Source organism: Nocardia sp. CA-120079 (genome assembly GCF_050955745.1).
In the GTDB taxonomy this organism is placed as follows: Bacteria; Actinomycetota; Actinomycetes; order Mycobacteriales; family Mycobacteriaceae; genus Nocardia.
This window is the reverse complement of sequence record NZ_CP192088.1, coordinates 703061-729333: the sequence shown is the minus strand read 5'-3', so window position 1 is coordinate 729333 and position 26273 is coordinate 703061. Positions and strand designations below refer to the sequence as shown.

Sequence of the window (26273 nt, the reverse complement as noted above, 5' to 3'; positions counted from 1 at the left end):
GGTTACCATCCTCATCTAGCCGTCGCGCGGTTGTTTCACACGCCACGGCGCCGGTAAGACCACAATAAGCTCCCAGCAGGAGCACATGTGCGCACCAACCGGGGAGGTGGAGATGGCAGCGCTCGACTCGACGACGGCCCCGCGGCCGCCGTCGGTCACGGCCGATGTCGGGCCCGAGCGGCTGGACGTGCCGCGCGAGGCCGGGCTACGCGCCCATTTGGACCCGGCCAACCTACGATCCTTCGCACTATCGACCCCGGGTCGGCTCATCGCGATCGGTCTGCTACTCATCGGCCTGTGCCTGGCCGCGGGCATGATGACCGCCTCGACGGTGAGCGATCGCCAGCAGGCACTGGAGATCCTGCTCGACGACACCGAGCCGGATGCGAACTCCTCCCACCACCTCTACACGTCGCTGTCCATCGCGGACGCCGCGGCGAGTACCGCGTTCATCGCGGGCGGCCTGGAACCGGAGACCGTGCGCGATCGCTACAGCCAGGCGCTGGGCGAGGCGTCCGCGGAGTTGGTGACGCAATCGGGTCACGCGGCCGGACAGGCCACCGACGACGACCCGGATACCCGACTGCGTACGGGCATCGCAACCGGCCTGCCGGTCTACTCTGGTCTGGTCGAAACCGCCCGCGCGAACAATCGCAACGGGTACCCGGTCGGCGCCGCGTATTTGAGCGAGGCATCGAATCAGATGCAGACCGTCCTGCTGCCGATGGCCGCACAGCTGCAGAGCCATCGCTCCGACGCCGTGAGCGCGGCCCAGCGGCATCACGTGCAGCCGCCGTGGCCCGCGATCGGTGTGCTGATCTTGGCGCTCGCAGCGCTGGTCTGGGCGCAGTTCGATCTGTCGAAGCGCTGGCATCGCGTGCTCAATCCGGGATTGCTGCTCGCCTCCACCGGGATGCTGATCCTGTTGGCGTGGACGGTGGTCGCCGGATCGGTCTCGGCCGCGGAGATGATCGGTGGCCGAGATCACGGCGCGGTACCGAGTTCCCGGCTGACCGAGAGCCGCATCCTGACCCAGCAGGCGCGTTCGGCGGAGACGCTGAAGCTCGTGCGCCGCGACGCCACCGGCGATTACGACCGGACCTACGAGTCCAGCGTCACCCGGCTCAACGAACTGCTCAGCGGCTATCCATCCGATGCGCCCGCGGCCGATGAGATCGCGGAGGCCCGTGCGGCGCTTACCCGATGGCGAGCGGCCCATCAGCACATGAACGACACTCTCGCCCGCGGCGATTTCATCGGGGCGGCGACCGTGGCGACCGGGCCGGGCTCGGCGGATGCCGCGGCACAGGTGGAATCACTGGACCACGCAGTGGGCCTGGCCCTGGACGCGACGCGCAATACGTTGCGCGACAACATCTCCGGCGCGGCCCGATCACTGGACTTCCTGGCACCGGGCGCGATGGTGTTGGGAATACTCGCCGCAGGCTATGTCGGCCTCGGTATCTGGCCGCGACTTCGGGAGTACCGGTGAACCGCGTGCGCGGGCTACTCGCCGCGCTCGCCGCAATCGCTCTGCTCGCCGGGTGCGCAGCGGGCTCGGACACGATCGATACGAAGACCACCAAATACACCGAACCGCCGCTGCCCGCCAAAGCCGTTTCGATACCGACGGACTCACCGATTCCAGCCGAACGCGACGAGCAGTGCGGCGATCCGACCGCGAGTCTGCGGCCCACCGGGGCGGGTGCGGCCGCCCGCGGCCCGACGATCGATGCGATTCGGGCCCGCGGCCGGTTGGTGGTCGGCTTGGATACCGGCAGCAACCTTTTCAGCTTCCGTGATCCGGTGAGCGGCACCATTGTCGGGTTCGACGCCGATATCGCCAGGGAGGTCGCGCGCGATCTGTTCGGTAGTCCGGAACAGATCGAGTACCGCAGTCTCGGGTCCGCCGAGCGCGAGTCCGCGCTGCAGAATCACGTCGTCGATATTGTCGCCAAGACGATGACGATCAACTGCGAGCGGCGGCAGAAAGTCAGCTTCTCGACCGTCTACCTGCACGCGAATCAGCGCGTGCTCGCGGTGAAGAACTCCGGTATCCGAAGTCTGGCCGATTTGGCCGGTAAGCGGGTGTGCATCGTATCCGGCACCACCTCGCTGGATCACATGCGCCGCGAGCAGCCGGGCGCGACCATCCTCACCGTGCCGACCTGGGCCGACTGTTTGGTTGTGCTGCAACAGCGTCAGGTCGACGCGATCAGCACCGACGACGCCATTCTCGCGGGTCTGGCCACGCAGGACTCGTCGTACACCGAGTTGGTCGGCCCCAGCATCAGCGTCGAGCCCTACGGCATCGGAATCCCCAAGGGCAACGACGATCTCGTCCGCTTCGTAAACGGCACGCTGGACCGCATCCGCAATGACGGCACCTGGGCCCGGCTGTACCAGCAATACCTCATCGCACTAGGGCCGGTCCCAGCGCCGCCCATCGCGACCTATCAGGACTGACGGCGATGACAGCACCGCACGATGCCACCGATTCGACCGAGGGCGAGCCGAAGGAACCCGCCGAGGAATCCGGAGAAAGCACCAGGGCAACCACGTTCGTCGAACCGGATATGGCCGAACGGGGCTCCGCGGCCGTCGAAACGATCAGATGGTCACCGGACACTGGCCCCGAGGCCGAAAACCTGCGTCCCGAGGCCACTTCCGGCACCGGGGAGACCGCCGGCAAATCCGCTCGTCAACACTCCGCCTTCGCCGAGACGACTCGTGACCACCCCGCCTCCGCCGAGACGATCCGCCACCAAACCGCCTCCGGCGACAATATGGCCGCCGAATTCACCGTAGGCGCATGGAACGCCCCGGAGCCGACCTCCGCCGCGACCATGCGCACCTCCGGACGCAGTGTCCGCACCGCGCGCTCGCGACCGACTACGCGCAAACTCGGCGCCGGACTGGTCACGATTCCGAATATCCCGCCCGCCGATCCACGCACCGCGGTGCTCGCCGATCCGGTCGTCTCCGAGGGCAGGCGCTTCTGTTGGCGCTGCGGCAATCCGGTCGGCCGCGCCACCGCGACCCGCCCCGCGACAACCGCGGGCACCTGCGAAACCTGCGGTGCGCCCTATGATTTCCGCCCGTCACTGCACGACGGCGATATGGTGTCGAGCCAGTACGAGATCCAGGGCTGTATCGCGCACGGTGGACTCGGCTGGATCTATCTCGCGATCGACCGCAATGTCAGCGACCGCTGGGTCGTCCTGAAGGGCCTGCTGCACGCGGGCGATACCGAGGCGCAGGCGGTGGCCGTCGCCGAACGCCAATTCCTGGCCGAGGTGGCTCATCCCAGCATCGTCAAGATCCACAACTTCGTCGAGCACACCGGACCGGACGGCGAGTCGATCGGCTACATCGTCATGGAGTACGTCGGCGGCCGCTCGCTGCGCGATATGCTCGACACCTATCCGCGGCCGGAGCGGATGCCGGTCCCCGAGGCGATCGCATATCTGCTGGAGATCCTGCCCGCGCTGGAGTATCTGCATTCGATCGGGTTGACCTACAACGACCTCAAACCCGACAACATCATGGTCACCGAGGATCAGGTCAAACTCATCGACCTCGGCGCCGTCGCCACCATCGATGCCTACGGAAACCTATACGGCACCAGGGGTTTTCAGGCACCCGAGATCGCCAGGACCGGCCCGACGGTGGCCTCGGACATCTACACGGTCGGGCGGACGCTGGCCGTGCTGACGCTGAGCATGCCGATGGAACAGGGACGCTACCTCGACGGCATTCCCGACCCCGCCGACCATCCGGTGCTCGAACACTACGAGTTCTTCCATCGCCTGCTGCTGTGCGCGACCGATCCCGATCCCGAGCGCCGCTTCCCCTCCGCGCGCGTCATGTCGGCGCAGCTGGCCGGGGTACTGCGCGAGATCCTGTCCATGGAGACCGGCGCCGAACATCCACAGCTGTCCACAGTTTTCAGTCCACAGCGCGCCAGCTTCGGCACCGAGGAGTTGATCAGCCAAACCGACGCCTATGCCGACGGCATCGCCAGAAGCAATCTGCTGCGCGCCGTCGAAGTGGCTGCGGCGCTTCCGGTTCCGCTCATCGATCCGACGGACGCGTCGGTGCCGGTGCTCGCGGCCGTGGCACATCCGGAACCGAACGATGCGCTCGCGGCGTTGCAGGAGGCACATGAGCGCGCCGTGGCCGATCCCGAAAAAACCCAGGAGACATGGGATCTGGAGCTGACGCTGGCCGAGGCCAAGCTGCGGCTCGAACTCGGTGAACCTGCGGCGGTGCGCCAGATGCTGTCACCGCTGCCCGGCGATCACGATTGGCGCATCGACTGGTATCTGGGCCAGGCCCAGTTGCTCGAGTTGGATTACGAGCAGGCCTACAACAGCTTCGATGCGGTGCTGCGCGTGCTGCCCGGCGAGATCGCGCCCAAGCTCGCACTCGCGGCGACCGCGGAACTCGTTCTGCAGCATTGGGATTCGGACGACCACGAACAGTGGCGGGCTTATGCGGAGAAGTTCTACGCCACGGTCTGGCGCACCGATCGCGCCGTGGTGAGCGCCGCATTCGGCCTGGCCAGGCAGTCGGCCGAGGCGGGTCAGGTGGACGAGGCCGTGCGCGCGCTCGACGAGGTGCCCGCCGCCTCCCGGCACTACACAACGGCCCGGATGACCGCGGTGTGGCTATTGCTCACCGCCGCCCCGATCGCCGAACTCCCCGAATCCACCCTGCACCTTTCGGCCTCGCGCGTCGTCGGCCTGCCAAGTGGGGAGAGCCGCGCGACCCAGATGCGCGTGCTCGTCCTCGGTGCCGCGCTGGCCTGGCTGCAATCGGGCAATACGCCCAGGAGCGACGGGACGACCCTCTTCGGCGCGCCGTTCACCGAGCGCGAGCTGCGTGCGGGCACCGAGGCCGGGCTGCGCGCCCTGGCCCGCAGCGCCCCCGGCCGCAATCACCGCTATGCGCTGGTCGACCTGGCGAATTCCATCCGAGCCAAGACCTGGATCTAGATTCGAAGCTGGACGACTGATCTCGTACGACTCATCGGGTACCCCCAAACAGAGTCACCCTCGCAACCGCCGGTCCGCGAGGACCGGTCCCCCACCTCCCAACGACCGGCAAAAGGCCCGGGGAGGCGGGGGAGCCTCGGATCTCGATTCGCGGAGCAGTCGGCACACCGATGATCCCCGGGGTTCCGCGCTTCCGGCCCGCCCCGGGGGCAGCCGGAGCGGGCACATCGGGAGCGGCGAGGGCATCGCGGACCCGATAGCGGCGGAGGTCCGGCCCCGGTTACGGCGTCCGGCGCGAACCTGATCCGATACCAATACTGGCGCAGCGAGTGTGAGGATTCCGTGAGGTTTTCTTGAGCCGCTCAATCAGCACGCTGAACTGCGACAACGCGGAGTGCGGCCCGTGCGATCGCCAGTTCCTCATTGGTCGGCACGACGAGCACGGCGACCTCCGCGTCCGGTGCGGAAATGTGCCGGGCCGCGCGGTCTTCGGCGGTATTGCGGTCGGGATCGACCTGGATGCCGAAGCGGGACAGCCCGGCTAGTGCGTCGGCGCGGACCTGCGGGCTGTTCTCGCCGACGCCTGCGGTGAAAGTGATGGCATCGACACCGCCGAGCTCGATCAGATACGCGCCGAGATAGCGGCGCAGGCGGTGGATGTACACGTCGTAGGCCAGGCGGGCCGCGGCGTCGCCGGCATCGATCAGCCGCCGCAACTCACGGAAGTCGTTGACGCCGGATAGTCCCTTGAGTCCGGCATTGCGGTTCAGCATTTCATCGATCTGGTCGACATCCATGTGGGCCGCACGGACCAGATGCGCGAAGATCCCGGGATCGAGATCGCCACCCCTGGTGCCCATCACCAGCCCCTCCAGCGGGGTGAGGCCCATGGTGGTGTCGATCGGGTGGCCGCCGCGGATGGCCGATGCCGATGCGCCGTTGCCGAGGTGGAAGATGATCTGATTCAGGTCCGCGGGATCTCGATCGAGTAGCGCAGCGACCCGGCCCGAAACGTACTCGTGCGACGTGCCATGGAAGCCGTACTTCCGGATGCCATGTGCGGCAGCGAGTTTCGCGTCAACGGCGTAGGTCTTGGCGGCATCGGGCAGGCCATGGAAGAACGCGGTATCGAACACCGCGACCTGCGGTACACCAGGCAGCAGTGCACGCGCACTTTCGATGCCCGCGACATTCGCCGGATTATGCAGCGGTGCAAGCGAAGACAAGTCCGATATGGCCGCGACCACGTCGTCGTCGATGAGCGTCGGCCGATAGAACACTTCGCCCCCGTGCACCACGCGGTGCCCGACCGCACGCACCCCCGCGGTGGCCAGATCGTGGCCGGATTCGGCGAACACATCGAAGACCAGCCGCAACCCCGCCGTGTGATCGGCGATCGGCTCGCGACGTTCGATGGTTCGGCCATCGACCTTGTGCTCGATCCCGGCCTGCTCCTCGCCGATCCGATCGACCATGCCGGAAGCGGCGACGACACCCGACTCCGGGTCCAGCAGTTGGTATTTGATCGACGACGAGCCGGAATTGATCACCAGCACCTGGCAATTCGGCATACCAGCACCTCCTGCATCACGCGCGTGCCCCCGCACTCGGTCAGCAACCGCGAACCCGGCCGCATTGTTCCGCCGTGTGCCACACCGCACATCAGTCTTCCTGCGCCTGGATCGCAGTGATAGCAACCGTATTGACGATGTCGGCGACGAGCGCACCGCGGGACAGGTCGTTGACCGGTTTGCGCAGCCCCTGCAGCACCGGACCGATCGCGATCGCACCGGCGCTGCGCTGGACCGCCTTGTAGGTGTTGTTACCGGTGTTGAGGTCGGGAAACACGAAGACCGTCGCGCGCCCGGCCACTTCGGAATCCGGGAGCTTGGTGGTGGCAACGGTGGGTTCGATCGCGGCGTCGTACTGGATCGGGCCCTCCACCAGCAGTTCCGGCTCGCGCTCGCGAACCAGTTTGGTGGCGACGCGCACCTTGTCCACATCGGCGCCGCTGCCGGATTCACCGGTTGAGTAGGACAGCATCGCGACGCGCGGGTCGATGCCGAAGCGGGCCGCGGTCTGCGCCGAGGAGATCGCGATATCGGCCAGCTGCTCCGAGCTCGGATCGGGCACGACGGCGCAGTCACCGTAGGCGAGCACCCGATCGGCCAGGCACATGAGGAACACACTGGAGACGGTGGAGACGCCCGGCACGGTCTTGATGATCTCGAAGGACGGCCGGATGGTGTGCGCCGTGGTGTGCGCGGCGCCGGAGACCATGCCGTCGGCGATGCCCTTGTGCACCATCATGGTGCCGAAATACGAGATATCGGCCATGGTTTCGCGGGCGCGCTCCAGTGTCATCCCCTTGTGCTTGCGCAATTCGGTGTATTCCGCGGCGAATTCGTCGAGGTAACCGGAGGTGCGCGGGTCGAGTACCCGTGCGGCCGAGATATCGACGCCGAGTTCCGCGGCACGGGCGCGCACCGCAGCCTCGTCGCCGAGAATGACCAGATCCGCGATCTTGCGCTGCAGCACCCGCCCCGCCGCGCGCAGGATGCGGTCGTCGTCGCCCTCGGGCAGCACAATGGTCTTGCGGTCCGCCCTGGCGCGTTCGATCAGCTGGTATTCGAACATTTGCGGTGTCACCACGGAGGTATCCGGAATTTCGATGCGCTGCAATAACTGCGACGCGTCGACATGCTGTTCCATCAGGGCCAGCGCGGTGTCGACCTTGCGCGGGCTGCCCGCCGACATGCGGCCGCGGGTGCGGTAGGCGGCGCTCGCGGCGTCGTAGGTGCCCAGTTCGGTGGTGAGGATCGGCAGTTTGGGTTTGAGACCGTTCATCAGCCTGGCGATGGCCGGATGCGGCAGCATGCCGCCGTTCATGATGATGCCCGACAGCGACGGAAAGCCTTCCGCCTCATGCGCGTTCACGACACTGAGCAGCACGTCGGAGCGGTCGCCCGGCGCGATGACCACGACACCGTCGACCAATCGCTCCAGAATATGTTCGGCCGTCATGCCGCCGACCATGACCTGCAATGCCTCACGCTGCAGCAATTCCACATCGCCGCTGTACATTTCACCGCCGATCGCGGTGCACAGCTCGGCCATTGTGGGCGAAATCAGCAGCGGCACTTCAGGTAACGTCCAGGACGGCACGTCGAAGCCTTTGAGGGCAATGCCGACTGCGTCCAATTGCACTGGATCGCAACGGTTCGCGATGATCGCCATCAGGTGCGCGTGTTCGAGGGACAGCTCGTGAGCGCACAGCTCGGCCAGCTGCTCGACCTCGTCCGGAGTGCGGCCGGAACCGCGCACGACCAGCAGTACGGGCGCGCCGAGGTTCACCGCGATACGGGCATTGAAGCGCAGTTCGCTCGGGCTGGCCACATCGGTGTAGTCGCTGCCGACGATCACCACCGCGTCACACAGCTTCGCGACCTCGTGGAACCGCATCACGATCTCGCTGATCGCGGCATCCGGATCGGCGTGCACCTGCTCGTAGGTGACGCCGATGGCCTGCGCGTAGTCGATATCGGCGGTGCTGTGCTCGAGCAGCAGTTCCAGGATGTAATCCGGCTCGGTGGTCGAGCGGGTGATCGGCCGGAATACGCCGACCCGGGCGGTGGTAGCGCACAGCATCTGGAGCATTCCGAGGGCCACCGTCGATTTTCCGGTGTCACCCTCCGGAGATGCGATGTACACAGCGGATGGAGCGGTATCGGCCATGTCCGTGAGCTTAATCAACTACCCGGTCCCGCAAGACGAGGGTTTGCTGCTCACGTTCTAACTGGCTGTTAGAGGGGTGGCTGCTTTAGGCACGGTTGATTGGGCGGCCCGATAGTTTTGGTATCCGAGTGCGGCGATGTTGATTGCGGCGTTGTGGTCGGCGTGGCCGTTCCACCCACAATTCCGGCACCGGAAAAGTTCTTGACTGCGTCTGTTCGCGCGCTCGCAGCGTCCGCAGCGGTGACAGGTTTTGCTGGTGTTACGCGGATCGATCACCTGCACGGGCAATCCTGCGGTTTGTGCTTTGTAGATGATCTGGTGACGCAGTTGCGCGAACGCCCAGGTATGTAATTGGTACCGCTGCTCCCTAGCCAGCCGTACCCGGTCCCGAATTCCCGACAGATCTTCTATCGCAATTCCCTGGCCGGTGCGTTGCGCTTGGGCGACAATGGTTTTGGAGAGTTGATGGTTGATGTCGGTGGCGTAGCGCGTTTCCTTCCTGCGGCGGGTCTTCAGTTTTCGTTTCGCGGACTTGGTCCCCACCTTCTGCAGGGCGTTCCGCAAGGATCTATTCCTCTTCCTCCGTGCAGTGACCGCGCCACCGGACCACCGAGAGTCAAGTTCGGCGGGGTTATCTGCACTGGTAACTGCCAGGTTCACAATCCCCAGATCGACGCCAAGCCACCCGGTGGGGTCATCCGCCGGGACCAACTCGGGCGGGGCATCAGTGTCGACGGTAGCGTGTAGGTAGAAGTCGCCGTCGCGGAAGATCAAATCCGACTCACCCTTACGGGCAGCGAGCAAGCTCAACTGCCATGGCGCGCATACGAATCCGACACCCCGCAGTCGCCCCGCACTGCTCCAGATCGAAACCGTCGATTGATCGATCTGCCACGACAGGCAGCGGTCATCGAATGGTTGGCCCGCGTCCTCGCGGAACATGATCGGCTTACCGACGACTTTCGCATATCGTTTCGATCCCGGCGTGCCGAAATTCCCTCTGGCTAGGTTCGCTTGTTGGGTCGCATACGCGTCCGCGACCTTCTTGATGACTCGGATCGCCGGTTGCGCAGACAACCCGCACGTTTTGAGGTGGGCGTACACCTGCTTCTGCAGCGCGAACGGGCGACGATCAGCAGCGGTGTGCGCGACCCGCGCGACCATGTTCGCCCCCGCATTGCACAACTTCAGTGTCGCTTTCAGCGCCACATACTGCTCCCGGGTGGGAGTGAGCTTAACGACGACGACGCGCTTCACACTCCCCCTCCCGCGATGTTGCCATCCGGTTTTGTCGCTGCCATGAGCACCTGATCCGGACCTACTGCGGATAGATCATGACAGGGGTGTGTGACAAGTTCGGCGCAATGGCAACAGGTTGAACGGAGCGACCGACATGGTTGACACGAGGATCTCGCAGCCGTCCGGCCGAGACCGTGATCACTCGGCCGTGGGTGTGCTTCGACGGCTATAGTCCGGGGATGGCTGAGCAGTTTCCGAAGCGGCAGTGGGGTTCGAACACCAATTTCCTTGCCCGCCTAGCGACCAAGCTCGCTTCTACCAAACCCGGGTCGTGGCTGATTCGGAAGGTCACGCCGCTGGATCGGGCCATCCTCGAGCGCACCGACGCCAAGTACACCCTCCTCGGCCCGATCGGCGCCCCGGTCATACTGCTGACCACCACCGGCCGCAAATCCGGTGAGCCGCGCACCCAACCATTGCTCTGCCTACACGACGGCGACACCATCTATGTGATCGGCAGCAACTTCGGCCGGCAGCATCACCCGGCCTGGACCACCAACCTGCTGGCGAACCCGAATGCCACCGTCGCCATCGCAGGCCAACGCATCCCTGTCCGCGCCACCCTGGTCGAATCCGACAAGGACGCCCTGTTCGCCCGCTTCGTCGATATCACCAGCGCCTACCGCGTCTACCGCACCCGCACCGCCCGAGACCTCCGCATTTTCGCCCTCACCCGCGCCTGACCAACCCTTCCGATTGCGGGCATCGGCTCAGCGCGCCGGGGCGAGTCGCGAATGGTCGTTGCAGGACTCATCGCGGCCATCATCCGACTCGCCTCGATCGAGCATTTCGCCTGAGCTGGCCGACCGCAGACCAGTCTCGGCACAGCCGAGAACACGGCGGCTCGAGCCCCGAAACCGCCGCACTGCCATGTCCGACCGCGCATCGGCGGATGGGCCCGTCGATACGCGGCCGGTGCGGTTGCGGCTCAGCCCAGGGCGCGGAGGCGGGGGGCCAGGTCGCGCTGGAAGAGGTCGAGGAAGCGGGACTGGTCGTGGCCGGGGGCGTGGAAGACCAGGTGGTTGAGGCCGGCGTCGAGGTAGGGCTTGATCAGTTCGACGGCCTGGTCCGGATCGTTGGCGACGATCCAGCGCTTGGCGATCTGCTCGATCGGGAGGGCGTCGGCGGCGGCCTCCATTTCGATCGGGTCGGTAATCGAGTGCTTCTGTTCGGCGGTCAGCGAGAGCGGGGCCCAGAAGCGCGTATTCTCCAGTGCCAGTTCGGGATCGGTGTCGTAGGAGATCTTGATCTCGATCATCCGGTCGATCTGCTCGACGGCGCGTCCGGCCTTGGCGGCGCCCTCCGCGACGGCGGGCATCAGCTTCTCGGTGTAGAGGTCCATGCCCTTGCCGGAGGTGCAGATGAAACCGTCACCGGCGCGGCCCGCGTAGCGCGCGACCAGCGGTCCGCCCGCGGCGATGTAGATCGGGATGCCGCCCTTGGGCACGTCGTAGATCGAGGCACCGACGGTCTTGTAGTACTCGCCGTCGAAGTCGGTGCGCTCACCGGTCCACAGCGCGCGCATGAGGTCGACCGATTCGCGCAGCCGAGCGAAACGCTCCTTGAATTCCGGCCATTCGCCGGTGTAGCCGGTGGCGATCTCATTGAGCGCCTCACCGCTGCCGACACCGAGCATGATGCGGTTCGGGTACAGACAACCCATGGTCGCGAAGGCCTGCGCGATCACGGCGGGGTTGTAGCGGAAGGTCGGGGTGAGCACCGAGGTGCCGAGTTGGATGCGTTTGGTGCGCTCACCGACCGCGGCCATCCAGGCCAGCGAGAACGGCGCATGCCCACCCTTGTGCCGCCACGGCTGGAAATGGTCGCTCACCGTTGCGCTGTCGAGGCCGTGTTCCTCGGCCGCCACCGCGATTTCCACCAATTCCCGCGGTCCGAACTGTTCCGCCGACGCCTTGTATCCGAGCTTGAGATCACCCATATGCGCCACTCCTGTCGCTTCGCTCAACGGTCCGTGCGGGAGGTTCCGCGCACCGTCGGCCGCCTGAATCCCGCGACCGCATCCCGGTACAACCGCAAGGGCGACACGGGAGTTCCCGAGCCCATCGGCCTACCTGAGCGCTGCGCGATCGGTTCTCACACGGCCTCCCCTCGACCATAGTCAGCGCCATTCGACGAGGTGTGCCGGGTCGCACCTGGGCCATCGCATAGCCGGCGGGCATCACATACCGTCCGCGGGATGCCCACCGGATGTGGGGATGGTCGCATCGGGACTGGTATTCGCACGGTGGATAGGCGGATAGCCGACAATTGGCTTGTGAGTACACCAGATGAACCGATCCTGTCCTACCTCACCGATATGGATGGGGTGCTGGTGCACGAAGACCATCTGGTGCCCGGTGCCGACAAGTTCCTGGCCGAGCTGCGCGGCAATGAGATCCCGTTCCTGGTGCTCACCAATAACTCGATCCGCACGCCGCGCGATCTGCAGGCCCGCCTGCGCCACACCGGACTCGATATTCCGGAGGAGGCGATCTGGACCTCGGCGCTGGCCACCGCGACCTTCCTCAACGACCAGCGCCCCAATGGAACCGCCTACGTGGTCGGCGAATCCGGACTCACCACCGCGCTGCACGAAATCGGCTATGTGCTGACCGATAGCAATCCGGACTACGTGGTGCTCGGCGAAACCCGCACCTACTCCTTCGAAGCGATCACCACCGCGATCCGCCTGGTCGACCGGGGTGCGCGCTTCATCGCCACCAACCCGGACGCGACCGGCCCCTCCCGCGAGGGTCTGCTCCCCGCGACCGGCTCGGTGGCCGCACTGATCACCCGCGCGACCGGCAGGGAGCCGTACTACGTCGGCAAGCCGAACCCGCTGATGATGCGCTCGGCACTGCGCCGGATCGGCGCACATTCCCAGTCGACGGTGATGATCGGCGACCGGATGGACACCGATATCGTCTCGGGTCTCGAGGCGGGCATGCGGACCGTACTGGTCACCACCGGCATCTCCACTCGCGAGTCGGTCGAGCAGTTCCCCTACCGCCCGACCCTGGTCGTCGATTCGGTTGCCGACCTGGTCGGTCGAACCGACAAGCCCTTCGCCTGACGCGCGCGGAAGTCGGTCAGCCGGTCATCAGGCCTGGTCGGTAATGGCGTCGAGCGCAGCGGAAAGTCGCGTCATGACCTGAGCGGTCAGCGCGAATTGCTCGGCACCGAGTTCATCGGCGAGCCGTTTCGCCATGACCCTGTGCTGCGGATTGATGCGCTTGATCGCCTCGCGACCCGCGTCGGTGACCGCAACGAGTTTGGCCCGGCGGTGCGCCGGATTCGGCTGATACTCGGCAAGTCCCTTGTCCACCAACAGATCCGCGATGCGTTGCACACTCTGCCTGGTGATCCCCATGGCTCGGGCGATTCCGGCCACCGGCAGCGGTTCGCGCAGCACCGCGCCGAGCACCTGCCACCACGCCGCCGTGATTCCCCCCGGAGCGGCCAATTCCTCTGCGATAGCGAGGAATTGACCGTTCAGCTGGAACGAGGTGATCGCGACCGTCGCGAAGAGTTCCTGCTCGGGCGTGTCACTCATACCGTGGCGACCCGCTGCGCCTCGTACTCGGAAAGTGCGGCGAAGCCCGCCGGATCGCTGTGGCCGTACAAGCGGTACCACGCGTCCAGCACATGCGGTTCATAGACATCGAGCCTGCGCAGCACCTCACGGGCGAATTCGAAGGGCGCGGTCGGGCCCGCCGTGATGAGATCGCCGTCCAGTACCGCCGCCTGGTCCAGATAACGATCGCCGCCCGAATATCCGCTGTAGGCAAGGTATTCCGCGGCCGCACCGGTATGGGCGTGGTTATCGAGAAGCCCTTCCTTCGCCAATCCGAAGGTGGCACCGCAGATCGCCGCGACCGGAACCCCCGCATCCAGAAACTCCCGCGCCTTGTGCACGAAGGGCACGAGTTCGCCGGTCTCCCAGGTATCGGCGCCGGGCAGGATCAGCATCGCGCTTGCGGCGGGCGTGAGATCGGCGAGCACCATATCCGGCACGATCCGCATCCCGCCCGTCGTGATGATCGGATCGGCGGTGAGTCCAACTGTCTGCGCCCGGAACGTTCCGGGCGCTTTCTGCCAGCTGGGCCGATTGATATGCGCGGTCGCCGCACCGACCTCCCAGTCGGCGAGCGTGTCGTAAACGGCGGTGTGAACCATCTTCGTGGGCATGACAGTATGCTGTCATATTTGACAGCATACTGTCAATGCCTCAGTGTCCGCGTTCGATCTTCGCCAGATGCGCGATATTGGCGTGGTCCTGCGCATCAGCACTCGGTTCACCGCCGAACCACGCGTCCAGGATCTCCGTCAGCTCGGCCCGGGAAGTCGAACGCAGGCTCAGCGCAAGCACATTCGCGTCATTCCACTTCCGCGCACCAGCCGCCGTCACCGCATCACCACACAGCGCGGCCCGGATCCCCGCCACCTTGTTGGCGGCAATAGAAGCCCCGGTCCCCGTCCAACAGCACACCACCCCCTGCTCCGCCCGCCCCTCGGCCACATCCCGCGCCGCCGCCTCACTGGCCCAAGCCCAGTCGTCGCGCTCACTATCCGACAGCGCCCCATGCACCAATGTCTCGAACCCCCGCCGCCCGAGCTCAACCACCAGCTCCTCGGCCACCCCCACCCGCTCATCCGCCGCAACCGAAATTCGCATACCCCAAGCGTAATAACGCCCCCACCGCACAGCCCGGAAAACCGCGAGCGGCCTGCCCTCGGTCCGAGGACAGGCCACCGCACTGGTCACCAGCCGACGGGGCCGAGGCGATCGATGAAGATCCCGCTCGGCCCGTCGGCGTCGATCGTCGCGAGTTCGAGGATCGAGTCGGTGCCCTCGGTGACCGTGAGCTGACCGGTGTGATTGTTCATATCGGTGGCCGCGAATTTACGATTCGCCACTTCACCGGGAGTCGCGACATTGAACTTGATCTTCGGCAGCGCTTGGGCGTACCGCACGGTGATCATGTTCAGCGCCGCTTTCGACGAACTGTAGGCGAGCTCGTGCATCTTCGAGACGGGGTGCTCCGGATCGGTCACGACCGCGAAGGAACCGCCGCCACTCGACACCATCACCACCCGCGGATTGTCCGCCGCCTGCAGCAACGGCAGAAACGCATGCGTGACCCTGATCGGTCCGTACACGTTGGTGTCGTAGACGGAGTGGATTTCGTCCGCGGTCGCGTCCGCGGGCGCGACGATATTCCCCGGCGCACCAGCGTTGTTGATCAACACATCCAGCCGGTCGGTGTGCTCGCGCACCAGCCGTACCGCGTCCGACACGGACTCCTCCGAGGTCACATCCAGCGGCACCAGCACGACGTTCACCCCCTCAGCGGTGAGTTTTTCCGCGGCGGCCTGTCCGCGAGCCGCGTCGCGCGAGCCGAGGAAGACCGTCCACCCCTGTTCCCCGAGCCGCCGCGCCGCTTCGAGACCGAGTCCCTTATTGGCTCCGGTGATCAACACTGTGGTCTGTTCTGTGTTCGTCATGCCCACTAAGACGCACCCGCCCGCTCGCGCTGTGACAACCTGTGAGCGGCCTCACAAACGCCGGGAAGCGACACTGTGCACCCACCCGGCGAATAGGCCAGAATCCTGGCAGCGTGACAAAACGCGGAAAGCGGAGGGACCGGCAATGTCAGCTTGGGGTGAGGTCGTTGTCGGCCTGGTAATTCTGGTCGGGCTGGTCGGGATCATCGTTCCGATACTGCCGGGGGTCATTTTGATCTTCGGGGCCGTTGCCGTGTGGGCGTTCATGACCGGGGGCGCGACGGCGTGGATCGTATTCGCAATCAGCACAGCGTTCTTGGTGCTGTCCGGCGTCATCAAATACACCTGGCCGGGCCGGAAGATGAAGGATGCGGGCGTATCCAATCGCGCGCTGTTCATCGGCGCGATCTTCGGCATCGTCGGCTTCTTCATCATCCCGGTGGTCGGGTTGTTCGTGGGATTCGTTCTGGGCGTATACCTTTCGGAGCTACAGCGACTCCGCGACAACCAACCCGCTTGGCAGGCAACGGTTCACGCGCTCAAGGGTGTGGGTCTGTCGATGCTCATCGAACTCTTCGGTGCGCTGCTGGCGACCGGGGTGTGGGTCATCGGTGCCATCGTGAGCTGAGTCGCACTCACTCGATGGCGTGGAACGGAATCGTATCGGCCGGTTCGAGTTTCGGTAGTTCATCGCGCCGCAGCGGCAGGGTCGGCTGCTCGGTGCGGTGGATCGGCAGGGTCGGCGTCGGATCGGCCTGGATCGCCCGCTCGCGGGCGGGCAGTCGATAGAACGCCCGCGCATTGTCTTCCAGCACCTTGAACATATCAGTGCCCACTACATCGCAGATCAGATCGACATCGGAATCCCGGAACGGTCGCCCCGCGCGGGTGCCGGGCAGATCGCTGCCGAACATCAGCGCCTCGGGATTGACCGCGTGGATCCGGCGCAACGTATCGGCCACTTTCATATGCACCCGACCGAAGCCGGTCGCCTTCACCCGCGCCCCGCGATCCACCAGATCCAGCAGATAGGGTAGACCCTCCTCGGACATGCCGAGATGGTCGATGGAGAAAACCGGCAGCTTCGAGATCACCGGCTGCATCGAGGTGAGCATGTTGCCGTCGATATACACCTCGACATGCCAGCCGACGAGGTCGTGCGCGCGCAATGCCTGCAGCGTCATCGCGGTGATATCCGGGGCCGCGCGTTTGACGTTGAACCGCAGCGCACGCACGCCGATCCGGTCGAGTTCGATGATCTCTTCGTCGGTGGCGTCGGGGTCCAGCGCGGTGACGCCGACCCACCCCGCGCCGAGCTCGGCCAGCGCCGCTTTCAGATAGGTCTGGTCGGTGCCTTGGAAGGATCCGCTGACCACGGCGCCGCCGCTGACATCGAAGCGCGACATACGCTTTCGATAATCGGCGATGGTGAACGGGTCGGGCAGGTAGCCCTCGTTCTCGGCCAGCGGGAACCGCGGGTCGAAGATGTGGAGATGGGCATCGAACACTTGTACAGAATGCCTCAGAGACGGAATTTCCGCTGCGGCAGACCCGACAGATTTTGTGCTGCCGCAGCCGTGTCGGATTGTCGAGAACCACAGGAGGTGAGCGTCACCCCCTGTGGCGTTCGCACTAGACCTTGTGCGGCTCGCTGGCGCGCAGCATGTCCTCGCGCTCGACGACCTTGACGCGCTCACGGCCCTCCGGCTCGCCGAGGGCACGCTCGTGCGCGTCGAGGCGGTACCAGCCCTGCCAGGTGGTGAACGGGATGCCCTTGCTCTCCAGGAATTCGGTGACCGCATCCAGGTCCGGCTTCGCGGCCGGGGTGAAATTCACGCTGTCGTCGAGCAGGCAGGCAACGGTCTCGTTGGCGTCGCCCTTGGTGTGGCCGATGAGGCCGACCGGACCGCGCTTGATCCAGCCGGTGACGTAGGTGGCGGGCAGATAGCGGTCCGCACCGTCGGCGTCCTCGTCGGCCAGGACGCGTCCGGCCTCGTTCGGAACGACACCGGCCTGATCGTCGAACGGCAGGTTGGTCAGGTTCTGCGACAGGTAGCCCACGGCGCGGTAGACGGCCTGGACGTCCCAGTCCTTGAACACGCCGGTGCCCTTGACATTGCCGGTGCCGTCGAGCTGGGTGCGCTCGGTGCGCAGGCCCGCGACCTTGCCGTCCTCGCCGAGGATTTCGGCCGGGGATTCGAAGAAGTGCAGGAACAGCTTGTGCGGGCGGTTACCGACATCGCGGATGGCCCACTGCTCGAGGGTGTTGGCGATCATGTCGACCTGCTTGGAGTGCCGGCGCGCGGCCTCCGAGCCCTCATCGTAGTCGATGTCCTCGGGATCGACGATGACCTCGATGGTCGGGGAATGATCGAGTTCGCGCAGCTCGAGCGGGGTGAACTTGGCCTGCGCCGGGCCGCGGCGGCCGAAGACGTGCACCTCGACGGCCTTATTGGCCTGCAGACCGTTGTAGACGTTCGGCGGGATCTCGGTCGGCAGCAGTTCGTCGCCGGTCTTGGCCAGCACCCGCGCCACGTCGAGTGCGACATTGCCGACACCGAGGACCGCGACCTTCTCCGCCTCCAGCGGCCAGGTGCGCGGCACGTCCGGATGGCCGTCGTACCAGGAGACGAAGTCCGCGGCGCCGTAGCTGCCGTCCAGGTCGATGCCGGGGATGGGCAGCGCGCGGTCGGCGTTGGCGCCGGTGGAGAAGATCACCGCGTCATAGAACGTGCGCAGATCGTCGAGGGTGATGTCGGTGCCGTAGTCGATATTGCCGAGCAGGCGAACCTGCGGCTTGTCCAGCACCTTGTGCAGGGCGGTGATGATGCCCTTGATGCGCGGATGGTCCGGCGCGACGCCGTAGCGGATCAACCCGAACGGCGCGGGCATGCGCTCGTACAGGTCGATGCTCACCTCGGCATCGGACTTCATCAACGCGTCGGCGGCATAGATTCCGGCCGGTCCCGCGCCCACGATCGCGATGCGAAGCGGGCGAGGCCCCGCGGTGTGCGCGTCAGGCCTGGAGGAGGCAGCTTGCGTAACCACGGAGGGCCCGTGCGCACCGCTAGTCGACTCAGCACTCTGTTCGGTCATCTTTTACGCGCACCCTTATGGTCGAAAACATTAACGGCGTCAGTCTTAGCTTAGGCTAACTTGACGCACCCTCTCGATCGCATCTGCTGATGCGAACAGGCGGCCATCTCGGCTATGACAGCCACGCCGCAGTCTCGCGATTCTATCGGTGGCACAGCGCGCCCCCTGCGGCGGTGCGTACACCGGGCGTTTGCTGCCCCGGCCCACCTACCGTGACTACCCGCTCTGCGCACATCTATCAAATCCGCGCGGCGCAGGTTCCGGGGCCGAATGCCGGATACCGCCGTCCACCAGGGATGATCGACCCATGACAGAGCAGCAGGGCACCGATGAAGAACCCGTAATCGAGGTCGATCAGACCGATCGTCGCTCCATCGCGCCGTTCATCGCGGCGGCCGTCTTCGCCGCTGTCGTGCTGGTCGCGATCGTGCTCGGTGCGGTGCTTTCGCCCGCTGAGAAAAATGTCACAGAATCGGACAAGATCGCGGCCGCGGTGCAGCGCTACGCGGAGGCCCGCGCCACCACCGACAACACGCCGCCGCCGGGCGTGGCCTGTCCGGGCTTCGACGAGAGCAAGACGCCGCTCGCTGGTCAGTTCGGCGGGGCCGCGGCCGGAAAGTCGATCAAGGTGACCAAGATTGAGAATGCGATGGTCGACGGCGATAAGGCCAAGGCGACGGTGACCATCGCGGTCGAGGGCCGGGAGACCCCGGCAACCTGGAATCTGACCCGCTCCCAAGACCGGTGGATCGTCTGCGGTTGATTCCTTGTGCGCGGTGCGAAATGGGGTTTGACATGGCGGCCCCTACCCAGGCAATCTCATTTTCAGGTCATGAGTACCAGCGCCAAGCCCCGGCTGGCTGGTCGGCAACCCTCCTCCGCGGTGGGGTGCTCCGGGTGACGACCTGGCCGTGTACCGAAACCCAGGTGCGGCAAGCGTGGATTCACAGGAGGATCACATGACATATGCCGGTGACATCACCCCACAGCAGGCGTGGGAGTTGCTGCAGGACAATCCCGAAGCTGTCTTGGTAGACGTGCGCACCGAGGCCGAATGGCGTTTCGTCGGTGTGCCGGATACGACCTCGATCGAACGGCCGACGGTGCTGATCGAATGGGTAGACAGCAATGGCGCCCGCAACGGTGAGTTCGTCGAGCAGCTGACCAAGGCGCTGGAGGGTCGTGATCCGGCTGCGCCCGTCGTTTTCCTCTGTCGCTCCGGACAGCGTTCCATCGGTGCGGCGGTCGCCGCGACCGGGGCCGGCATCGCCCCGTCGTTCAATGTGCTGGAGGGCTTCGAAGGCCCGATCGATGAGCTCGGACATCGCGGTGGCTCCGGCTGGCGCGCCATCGGCCTGCCCTGGCGGCAGTCATGATCACCGGCGGTTCGTTCGACAAGCCGCTGCCCGAAGGCGTCGGTCCCGCGACGCTCGGCGTGCGCGGTGGCCTGCGCCGCTCGGGATTCGAGGAAACCGCGGAGGCGCTGTACCTGTCGTCCGGTTTCGTCTATGAGAGCGCCGAGGCGGCCGAGGCCGCGTTCACCGGCGATATCGAGCATTTCGTCTACTCCCGCTACGGCAACCCCACGGTCGCCATGTTCGAGGAGCGGCTGCGCCTGATCGACGGCGCCGAAGCATGTTTCGCTACCGCGAGCGGCATGTCGGCCGTATTCACCTCGCTCGGTGCGCTTTTGGGCGCGGGCGATCGACTTGTCGCCGCGCGCAGCCTGTTCGGCTCGTGCTTCGTGGTCTGCAACGAGATTCTGCCGCGCTGGGGGGTGGAGACGGTCTTCGTCGACGGCGATGATCTGGATCAGTGGGAGCAGGCGCTTTCGGTGCCGACCCAGGCCGTGTTCTTCGAGACACCGGCCAATCCGATGCAGACCCTGGTCGACGTGCGCCGGGTGACCGAACTCGCGCATGCCGCGGGCGCGAAAGTGGTACTGGACAACGTCTTCGCCACGCCGCTGCTGCAGCGCGGTTTCGAACTCGGTGCGGATGTGCTGGTGTATTCGGGCACCAAGCACATCGATGGTCAAGGCCGGGTGCTCGGTGGTGCGATCCTCGGCGCCCAGGACTACATCGACGGTCCGGTGAAAAACCTTATGCGCCATACCGGTCCGGCGCTGAGCCCGTTCAACGCATGGACCCTGCTCAAGGGTTTGGAGACGATGCCGCTGCGCGTGCGTCACTCGACCGAATCCGCGCTGCGCATCGCCCGCTTCCTCGAGGGCAACAAATCCGTCTCGTGGGTGCGCTATCCGTACCTGGAATCGCATCCGCAGTACGACCTGGCGACCAGCCAGATGAGCGGCGGCGGCACCGTGGTCACCTTCGAACTGAACGCGCCGGAGGCCGAGGCCAAGAAGCGGGCCTTCGAGGTCCTCAACCGCCTGCGCATCATCGATATCTCCAACAACCTCGGCGATTCCAAAACCCTCATCACCCACCCCGCCACCACAACCCACCGCGCCATGGGCCCCGAAGGCCGCGCCACCATCGGCCTGTCCGACGGTGTCGTCCGCATCTCGGTTGGGCTGGAGGATGTCGAGGATTTGCTGAGCGATCTGGACCATGCGCTGAGCTAGATGTATGAGGCTGTGTGGTGACGCCGGTGTGGCGTCGGCTGGCCGGTGGGTGGTTTCCGGCGCCGGCCGCCGCGATCGGGGATGCGGCGCGCTCATTCGCGCCGCATTGCTGATCACCTAATTCGCAGGTTTCAGAGAAGAGTTCTGCGCCCATTTAGTCGTACCGTCGGGCGCGTTGAGCGTGTTGATCAGCTCCACGGCCGAAAGCATCAGGACCGGTCCCCCGGCAACAATTGTCCCCAGAATGCCGCCGATCCCCGCACCGGCGATCGCGGCGGGTATGCAGCCGACCGCGAACAGCGGCAAACCCACAATGCAGCCGGTAACGCCCCCGGCGACCAGGCCGATCACGGTGCCGACGAATGTGCCGAGCGTGGCGGCGAGCCCCAATCGGGTCGAGAACTCCGCCATCGCAGCCTGGTTCTCGACGGGCGATGCGACCGGCGTGGCGGCGGGTCGCAGCTCACCGGGCGTCAACCGCAGCTCCTTCGCGTCTTTGCTGAGTGCGGAGTCGACTGTGAGCACCTTGTCGCCCACGGTGATTCGCGTTGGCACGACCAGCACGGGTGCGCCGCTCTCATCGCGAATCGTGAACGAGCTGTGATCGTGGTCGAGTACGAAGGTCCCTCCCGATAGCGTGGTTGTCACGACACGTTCCACCGAGGTGACCTTGTACTCGATGTCATGTTCGGCGGATGCTTCCGCGTGAGCGGTTACCGGGGCGATTGCTGCAACGCATGCGATACCGATCGCCGCGATGCGCGAGGTTTCGATCACGAAATGTCCTTTTCTATTTCATGGATCAGGCATGCGAGATGTGCCCGCGCATCCCGATCGTCGTTTCATTGCAGGGCATTCCGGTCCCGAGCCAATTGGGTTCGGTACCGAAGAGGTTGGGAAAGGCCTCGATCAGCTCGAAACGGGGGATGGCATCGCTGTAGGCGCGTCAGTCGCCATCGTGCCCATCCGAGAAGTAGCTGGGGACGCACGCGCGATCCAGCCGGGCGGGATACGGGTCGCCCAATCGGACCGGTAGGTGGCCCTTCCGGTATGCACGGTCCACGTGGATCTGCGATAGCGGTTCGGAACCGAGTGCTCGGAACTCCCACCGTGTTCCGGTGGAATCCGGTTGCCAACCGTCCGGATCGATCGCGTATACCCGCTGGACCAGTCGGTCGACGACAACGATGGCGTAATGGGCGTTGCGTCTCGCGGCGCTGCTCACCCGCCACCATCGCCGATCTCGCTCGTACAGCGCGTCGGGAGACCGGATGGCAGACGGCCCGGCATCCGGCCACGGCTGCGAGATGATGAGCGCAATACGTTCACCGACCGCGGTGAGGGTGCCCCAGCGCTGATAGGTATGCGCCCGGTCCAGGCCCGTGACGGAGGCGACGTCGCCCAGCCCAGCCGTATGGTCGAGGGCGGCCGCGGCAGCTTCCAACATCCCGGCGTCGATCTCGTTCGCGAGCACACTGTGCACTCGCAGCAGGGCCAGTTGGAACTCACGCGCCTGCACGAATTCCAGCTCACCGTCTTCATAGCGAGTCCAGGCCTGTGGTCCGAGCCCGCTCAGTTGGCCGGCGAGTCCGACGAGGATGGTCCGCACGGACCGTGACAGCCATAACCGTTCAGTTGCCCACATATCACGCGAAAAGGCATACCCGCCGTCTACTTGCACATCGGTCATAGCCATGGACTCTAGCCGTGAGATACGCCCTGTTCACAGATTTACCGGATCGATCTTAATTAAATTTTCTCCAACAGCCCGTCTGATAGCTAGATATTCGCTACAAGCCAAGCGATTGGTTCGTGGCTACCTTTTGCTCGATCTCGAAGACCCCAGCCGAAACCGGTCCTCCGGTCCACGACATCGGCCCGAACAAAACCTGGACCCCAGACAGCAGACCTTGGGCAAAACGAATGCCCGATGCCCTCCCCCAACCGATCGGCCGGCGTAACGATATGGCATCCCACCAACGACGTCTGGGCATATGTGCGTTCCCCGAACACTGTCGATGCTCGAAAAGGGAGTACACACTGATTGCGCCACCGAAGAATCCGATGACATCCACGGCCGCCGCCGAACCCGCCGCCATGGCCAACCGGTTCGATTGGTCGATCAGCCACACCGACGACACGCTCGTGGTGACGTTCGGAGCGGAACGGGCCGGAATCGAGCTACCCGCCCCACTGCGAATCGGGGTGGAGTTGTTCTTCCAGGACAACGGCCTATCGGGACCCACCATCGCCATCGGTGGTCCGGTCGGGCGCCAAATCCGGCTCGTCACCGGCATCAGCAAAGCCGACCGGGCCATCGAGTACCTCCAACACTGCGGGGCGGTGCTCCACGTCGGCCGAGCCGTATGGCCCCTACCCCCCGTTTCGGGACTCGGCCTCGCGTGGTCGGCGGACGGCGGCTACGGCCACCGCATACCTCCGCTGGTAGCGGTCGCCGCCGCGGTTCGAGCGGTACGTCTGTACACCCCCGACGGACTCGAGCCACTTCCGGGGCAAGGTCACCAGGTGACCGGCAGTTCGTGGACGCCGTAGATATTCATGTCGGTCCTCAGCTTCACCTCCTCGGCGGGGATGGCGAGTTCGAGGGTCGGGAGACGACGCAGCAGTCCGTCGAAACCGGCGCGCATTTCGATGCGGGCCAACTGCTGGCCGAGGCATTGGTGGATGCCGTGGCCGAAGGCGACCAGACCGCGCGCCCTGCGGTGGATGTCCAGGGTGTCGGGGTTGTGGAAGCGCCGGGCGTCGCGGTTGGCGGCCAACAGCGAGATAACTACGGTCGATCCCTTGCCGATCGTTCGGCCGCCGAGTTCGATGTCCTGCGTGGCGTAGCGGTAGAAGATATCGGCAACGGACAGGTAGCGCATGAGCTCCTCGACCGCGTCGGGCACCAACTCCGGGTCGGCGCGCAGTTCGGCCAGCTGCTCGGGGTGCTCCAACAGCGCGAAGGTGCCGAGTCCCAGCATATTGGCGGTGGTTTCGTGCCCCGCGAGCAGCAGCAGGAAGGCGATGCCGGTCAGCTCCTCGATGGTGAGGTCGTCATCGCGGGCCAGGTCCGACAGGATGTCCTCGCCGGGTTCGGCGCGTTTGCGCGTGACAAGTCCGGCCAGGTACATGGTCATCGCCCCGTACGCGGCCATCTTCTCGTCGAGCGCCTGGTCCTTGACCAGGAACTTGGCGGAGTTGACCTGGAAGGTGTCCCGGTCCTCGTAGGGAACACCGAGCAGTTCGCAGATCACCAGCGAGGGCACCGGCAGCGCGAACGCCTTGACCAGGTCGACCGGCGGGGTCAGGCCTGCCATCTCGTCCAGCTGCCGCTCGACGATGTCGATGATGTGCGCTTCGAGCTGCTTCATGCGCTTGACGGTGAAGGCGCCGGTGAGCTTGCGCCGCAACCGGGTATGGGCCGGCGGGTCCATGGCGACGAACAAGCCCGGAATCTGCGGGGAAGGTTCGGTAGCGACCGGCATGCCGGGGGTCTCGTACGGCACGTGGACAATGCCGATGTCCTGGCGGGAGCTGAATCGGGTGTCGGCCATGAGCTGGCGGACCTCCTCGTAGCCGGTGACCAACCAGCCCTCGTGACCGTCGGGGAAGACGAGGGGACTGACCGGGCGAGCCTCGCGCAGCCGGGTGATTTCGCGAGGCGGGTCGAATGGGCCCGCGTTGCGTTCCATGGGCAGGCCGTGGGGGACGGGAACCGTTTCACTCATTGGGTTTTCCTGATCAGGTAGTAGAGAAAAGTTGGGAAGCAGGGGCGCTAATCGCGGGAGACGAGGCTGATCGCGCCGGATGGGCACACTTCGGCGGCCTCGCGGACAGCCGCTTCCCGCTCGGGCGCGGGTGTGCGGTCCAGCGGCACCACCCGGCCGTCCGCGGCGTCCTGGTCGAACACTCCAGGGGCGGTCAGCACGCACATGCCTGCGCCGATGCAGCGCTCCCGGTCCACTTCGAGTTCCATTGGTTATCCCTTGTTCCAAGTGACCGGGAAGGAGGGCGCGCCGTAGATCAGCGCGTCGGTGCGCGGCTCGATGCCATCGGGGATCGCCTTGTCCCCGTATGCCTTCCGCGGTCCAGAGGCCGAAGTCGCTGAACTATTCACATGAACACTTTCGCCGGGCCGGGGCACTAGGCGGTGATAGCGTGCCGAATGATGATGTTGCCGTACGAGTTTCGCGCATAGACCTGGACGGTGTCCTCGTTGTGCTCCGTCCGGCCGACCGGTTGCATCTGGTTCTGCACGGTGCCGTACTGGGCGTTGGTTTCCAGCCGGGCCGCGCAGCCCGGATGGATGCCTACCTCCAGCTCGCCCATGGCGGTTTCCAGCCGGAGCACGCCGCGCGATGCTTCGCCGATGCGGATATTGCCCTTGGCGGCCTTCGCGGTCACCGAACCGAGCGGGCGCTCGACGATGATGTCGCCAGCGGCGATCTCCAGATCGCACTGGCCGAGTTCGCCGGTGCCAAGCAATCGGCCCACACCGGCGGCGCCCTCGAGCCGGGAGCCGGTGGGTACCTCCATGGTCACATCGATCGACGGATTGCCGCCGAACGGTGTGTAGGTCCGCCAATCCTTCGGCGTTTTCACGGTCAGGGTGCCCGCGACGAAATCGACCATGGTCTGCTCGGCGGCGCGCACGTCACCCTTCTTGGACGCATCGGCCGGCCGGACCGCGACGATGGTGTCGGTGCGGTCGGAGGCGATGACCGTGACGTTGCCGGAGAGGACCTCGACGGTGACGACGATCGGTTCCGGGGTCTGGAACGTAGTCATGGCTGTTACTCCTGCGTGGTGTGTGGGCCGGGTCAGCGGACCCAGCCGGTGTTTGTTGACATGCACACTGTCGCGAGCCCCGCTGACATCGACCTGACACCGATCTGACATGCGCACTGACACGGTGTTCGGCCTGGTCACAGCCGACAAGGAGGGACGGACCGGCACCGGTCCACGCGCGACAAGGCCGCATTTCGCGCGATCGGCGGCAGCGAATCGCCTGCCCCGCAGCGTGTTCCGCCATCGAAGCGTCGTTACCCGAG

General features: G+C 65.5%; 26 protein-coding genes and 1 riboswitch. Of the genes, 10 read left to right on the top strand and 16 right to left on the bottom strand.

Going from position 1 to position 26273, the window contains the following annotated elements; all coding sequences use genetic code 11:
- Window positions 1-112 precede the first annotated feature (112 nt).
- The 3 genes from ACQPYR_RS03440 to ACQPYR_RS03430 are packed head-to-tail and all read left to right on the top strand — an operon-like array spanning window position 113 to window position 4997.
- Entirely contained in the window at window positions 113-1492 is a 1380-nt protein-coding gene (locus tag ACQPYR_RS03440; RefSeq protein ID WP_433627500.1) for a hypothetical protein, read from the top strand.
- Window positions 1489-2466 (top strand): glutamate ABC transporter substrate-binding protein, encoded by a 978-nt coding sequence (locus ACQPYR_RS03435; RefSeq protein ID WP_433627497.1) that lies wholly within the window; start codon window positions 1489-1491, stop codon window positions 2464-2466. The genes ACQPYR_RS03440 and ACQPYR_RS03435 overlap by 4 nt, the downstream gene beginning before the upstream one ends.
- 5 nt (window positions 2467-2471) lie before the next feature.
- A complete protein-coding gene (locus ACQPYR_RS03430; RefSeq protein ID WP_433627495.1) occupies window positions 2472-4997 on the top strand; it encodes a tetratricopeptide repeat protein in 2526 nt (841 codons plus the stop codon).
- A 362-nt stretch (window positions 4998-5359) separates the two neighbouring features.
- Here the strand turns inward: ACQPYR_RS03430 and ACQPYR_RS03425 are convergent, their stop codons facing one another.
- The 3 genes from ACQPYR_RS03425 to ACQPYR_RS03415 all read right to left on the bottom strand — a co-directional run bounded on the left by ACQPYR_RS03425 (window position 5360) and on the right by ACQPYR_RS03415 (window position 9989).
- Window positions 5360-6568, bottom strand: coding sequence for an acetate kinase (locus tag ACQPYR_RS03425; RefSeq protein ID WP_433627493.1), 1209 nt, complete (start codon window positions 6566-6568; stop codon window positions 5360-5362).
- 91 nt (window positions 6569-6659) lie between these two features.
- Window positions 6660-8732: a phosphate acetyltransferase gene (pta, locus tag ACQPYR_RS03420; RefSeq protein ID WP_433627490.1), complete on the bottom strand. Its 2073-nt coding sequence runs from the start codon at window positions 8730-8732 to the stop codon at window positions 6660-6662.
- A gap of 57 nt (window positions 8733-8789) precedes the next feature.
- A complete protein-coding gene (locus ACQPYR_RS03415) occupies window positions 8790-9989 on the bottom strand; it encodes an RNA-guided endonuclease InsQ/TnpB family protein (RefSeq protein WP_433627488.1) in 1200 nt (399 codons plus the stop codon).
- 221 nt (window positions 9990-10210) lie between these two features.
- On the opposite strand from ACQPYR_RS03415, the gene ACQPYR_RS03410 reads away from it, so the two are divergent.
- On the top strand, window positions 10211-10714 hold the full coding sequence (locus ACQPYR_RS03410) for a nitroreductase family deazaflavin-dependent oxidoreductase (RefSeq protein ID WP_433627486.1): 504 nt from the start codon (window positions 10211-10213) through the stop codon (window positions 10712-10714).
- A gap of 245 nt (window positions 10715-10959) precedes the next feature.
- On the opposite strand, the gene fgd is transcribed toward ACQPYR_RS03410, so the two are convergent.
- A complete protein-coding gene (gene fgd / locus ACQPYR_RS03405) occupies window positions 10960-11970 on the bottom strand; it encodes a glucose-6-phosphate dehydrogenase (coenzyme-F420) (protein ID WP_433627483.1) in 1011 nt (336 codons plus the stop codon).
- A 336-nt stretch (window positions 11971-12306) separates the two neighbouring features.
- On the opposite strand from fgd, the gene ACQPYR_RS03400 reads away from it, so the two are divergent.
- On the top strand, window positions 12307-13104 hold the full coding sequence (locus ACQPYR_RS03400; RefSeq protein ID WP_433627480.1) for an HAD-IIA family hydrolase: 798 nt from the start codon (window positions 12307-12309) through the stop codon (window positions 13102-13104).
- A 27-nt stretch (window positions 13105-13131) separates the two neighbouring features.
- On the opposite strand, the gene ACQPYR_RS03395 is transcribed toward ACQPYR_RS03400, so the two are convergent.
- The 4 genes from ACQPYR_RS03395 to ACQPYR_RS03380 all read right to left on the bottom strand — a co-directional run bounded on the left by ACQPYR_RS03395 (window position 13132) and on the right by ACQPYR_RS03380 (window position 15536).
- A complete protein-coding gene (locus ACQPYR_RS03395) occupies window positions 13132-13584 on the bottom strand; it encodes a MarR family winged helix-turn-helix transcriptional regulator (protein ID WP_433627477.1) in 453 nt (150 codons plus the stop codon).
- Window positions 13581-14219, bottom strand: a complete 639-nt coding sequence (locus tag ACQPYR_RS03390; protein WP_433627474.1) for a DJ-1/PfpI family protein — start codon at window positions 14217-14219, stop codon at window positions 13581-13583. The genes ACQPYR_RS03395 and ACQPYR_RS03390 overlap by 4 nt, the downstream gene beginning before the upstream one ends.
- A 40-nt stretch (window positions 14220-14259) precedes the next feature.
- Window positions 14260-14706 carry an RpiB/LacA/LacB family sugar-phosphate isomerase gene (locus ACQPYR_RS03385; protein WP_433627472.1) on the bottom strand — a complete coding sequence of 149 codons (447 nt, stop codon included), beginning with the start codon at window positions 14704-14706 and terminating at the stop codon, window positions 14260-14262.
- An 86-nt stretch (window positions 14707-14792) separates the two neighbouring features.
- Entirely contained in the window at window positions 14793-15536 is a 744-nt protein-coding gene (locus ACQPYR_RS03380; RefSeq protein ID WP_433627469.1) for an SDR family NAD(P)-dependent oxidoreductase, read from the bottom strand.
- A gap of 145 nt (window positions 15537-15681) precedes the next feature.
- Here ACQPYR_RS03380 and ACQPYR_RS03375 point away from each other — a divergent pair, with 145 nt between their 5' ends.
- Window positions 15682-16164: a DUF456 domain-containing protein gene (locus ACQPYR_RS03375; RefSeq protein WP_433627466.1), complete on the top strand. Its 483-nt coding sequence runs from the start codon at window positions 15682-15684 to the stop codon at window positions 16162-16164.
- Window positions 16165-16171: 7 nt separating this feature from the next.
- Here the strand turns inward: ACQPYR_RS03375 and ACQPYR_RS03370 are convergent, their stop codons facing one another.
- Window positions 16172-17044: an amidohydrolase family protein gene (locus ACQPYR_RS03370; RefSeq protein ID WP_433627464.1), complete on the bottom strand. Its 873-nt coding sequence runs from the start codon at window positions 17042-17044 to the stop codon at window positions 16172-16174.
- 124 nt (window positions 17045-17168) lie between these two features.
- Window positions 17169-18584 carry an FAD-dependent oxidoreductase gene (locus tag ACQPYR_RS03365; RefSeq protein ID WP_433627461.1) on the bottom strand — a complete coding sequence of 472 codons (1416 nt, stop codon included), beginning with the start codon at window positions 18582-18584 and terminating at the stop codon, window positions 17169-17171.
- Window positions 18585-18939: 355 nt separating this feature from the next.
- Between ACQPYR_RS03365 and ACQPYR_RS03360 the strand changes: the two genes are divergently transcribed.
- The 3 genes from ACQPYR_RS03360 (at window position 18940) to ACQPYR_RS03350 (ending at window position 21219) form a co-directional block, all read left to right on the top strand.
- Complete coding sequence (locus tag ACQPYR_RS03360; protein ID WP_433627459.1) at window positions 18940-19395, top strand: Rv0361 family membrane protein; 456 nt, start codon at window positions 18940-18942, stop codon at window positions 19393-19395.
- 65 nt (window positions 19396-19460) lie between these two features.
- A riboswitch (SAM riboswitch) is annotated at window positions 19461-19577 on the top strand.
- A gap of 14 nt (window positions 19578-19591) precedes the next feature.
- Window positions 19592-20008: a rhodanese-like domain-containing protein gene (locus ACQPYR_RS03355; RefSeq protein WP_040686280.1), complete on the top strand. Its 417-nt coding sequence runs from the start codon at window positions 19592-19594 to the stop codon at window positions 20006-20008.
- On the top strand, window positions 20005-21219 hold the full coding sequence (locus tag ACQPYR_RS03350; RefSeq protein ID WP_433627456.1) for an O-succinylhomoserine sulfhydrylase: 1215 nt from the start codon (window positions 20005-20007) through the stop codon (window positions 21217-21219). The genes ACQPYR_RS03355 and ACQPYR_RS03350 overlap by 4 nt, the downstream gene beginning before the upstream one ends.
- 117 nt (window positions 21220-21336) lie before the next feature.
- Here ACQPYR_RS03350 and ACQPYR_RS03345 read toward each other — a convergent pair whose 3' ends face one another.
- Together ACQPYR_RS03345 and ACQPYR_RS03340 are read right to left on the bottom strand one after the other, a co-directional pair.
- Window positions 21337-21996: a hypothetical protein gene (locus tag ACQPYR_RS03345; protein ID WP_433627453.1), complete on the bottom strand. Its 660-nt coding sequence runs from the start codon at window positions 21994-21996 to the stop codon at window positions 21337-21339.
- A 169-nt stretch (window positions 21997-22165) separates the two neighbouring features.
- Window positions 22166-22909, bottom strand: coding sequence for a hypothetical protein (locus ACQPYR_RS03340; RefSeq protein WP_433627450.1), 744 nt, complete (start codon window positions 22907-22909; stop codon window positions 22166-22168).
- 374 nt (window positions 22910-23283) lie between these two features.
- Here ACQPYR_RS03340 and ACQPYR_RS03335 point away from each other — a divergent pair, with 374 nt between their 5' ends.
- Window positions 23284-23772 carry a hypothetical protein gene (locus tag ACQPYR_RS03335; RefSeq protein WP_433627448.1) on the top strand — a complete coding sequence of 163 codons (489 nt, stop codon included), beginning with the start codon at window positions 23284-23286 and terminating at the stop codon, window positions 23770-23772.
- Here the strand turns inward: ACQPYR_RS03335 and ACQPYR_RS03330 are convergent.
- The 4 genes from ACQPYR_RS03330 to ACQPYR_RS03315 are packed head-to-tail and all read right to left on the bottom strand — an operon-like array spanning window position 23739 to window position 26010.
- Window positions 23739-24950, bottom strand: a complete 1212-nt coding sequence (locus ACQPYR_RS03330) for a cytochrome P450 (RefSeq protein ID WP_433627445.1) — start codon at window positions 24948-24950, stop codon at window positions 23739-23741. The genes ACQPYR_RS03335 and ACQPYR_RS03330 overlap by 34 nt on opposite strands.
- Before the next feature lie 47 nt (window positions 24951-24997).
- Entirely contained in the window at window positions 24998-25198 is a 201-nt protein-coding gene (locus tag ACQPYR_RS03325) for a ferredoxin (RefSeq protein WP_433627443.1), read from the bottom strand.
- A gap of 3 nt (window positions 25199-25201) precedes the next feature.
- On the bottom strand, window positions 25202-25339 hold the full coding sequence (locus ACQPYR_RS03320; RefSeq protein ID WP_433627441.1) for a hypothetical protein: 138 nt from the start codon (window positions 25337-25339) through the stop codon (window positions 25202-25204).
- Between the two features lie 26 nt (window positions 25340-25365).
- Window positions 25366-26010, bottom strand: coding sequence for a hypothetical protein (locus tag ACQPYR_RS03315; RefSeq protein WP_433627439.1), 645 nt, complete (start codon window positions 26008-26010; stop codon window positions 25366-25368).
- Between the last annotated feature and the right edge of the window lie 263 nt (window positions 26011-26273).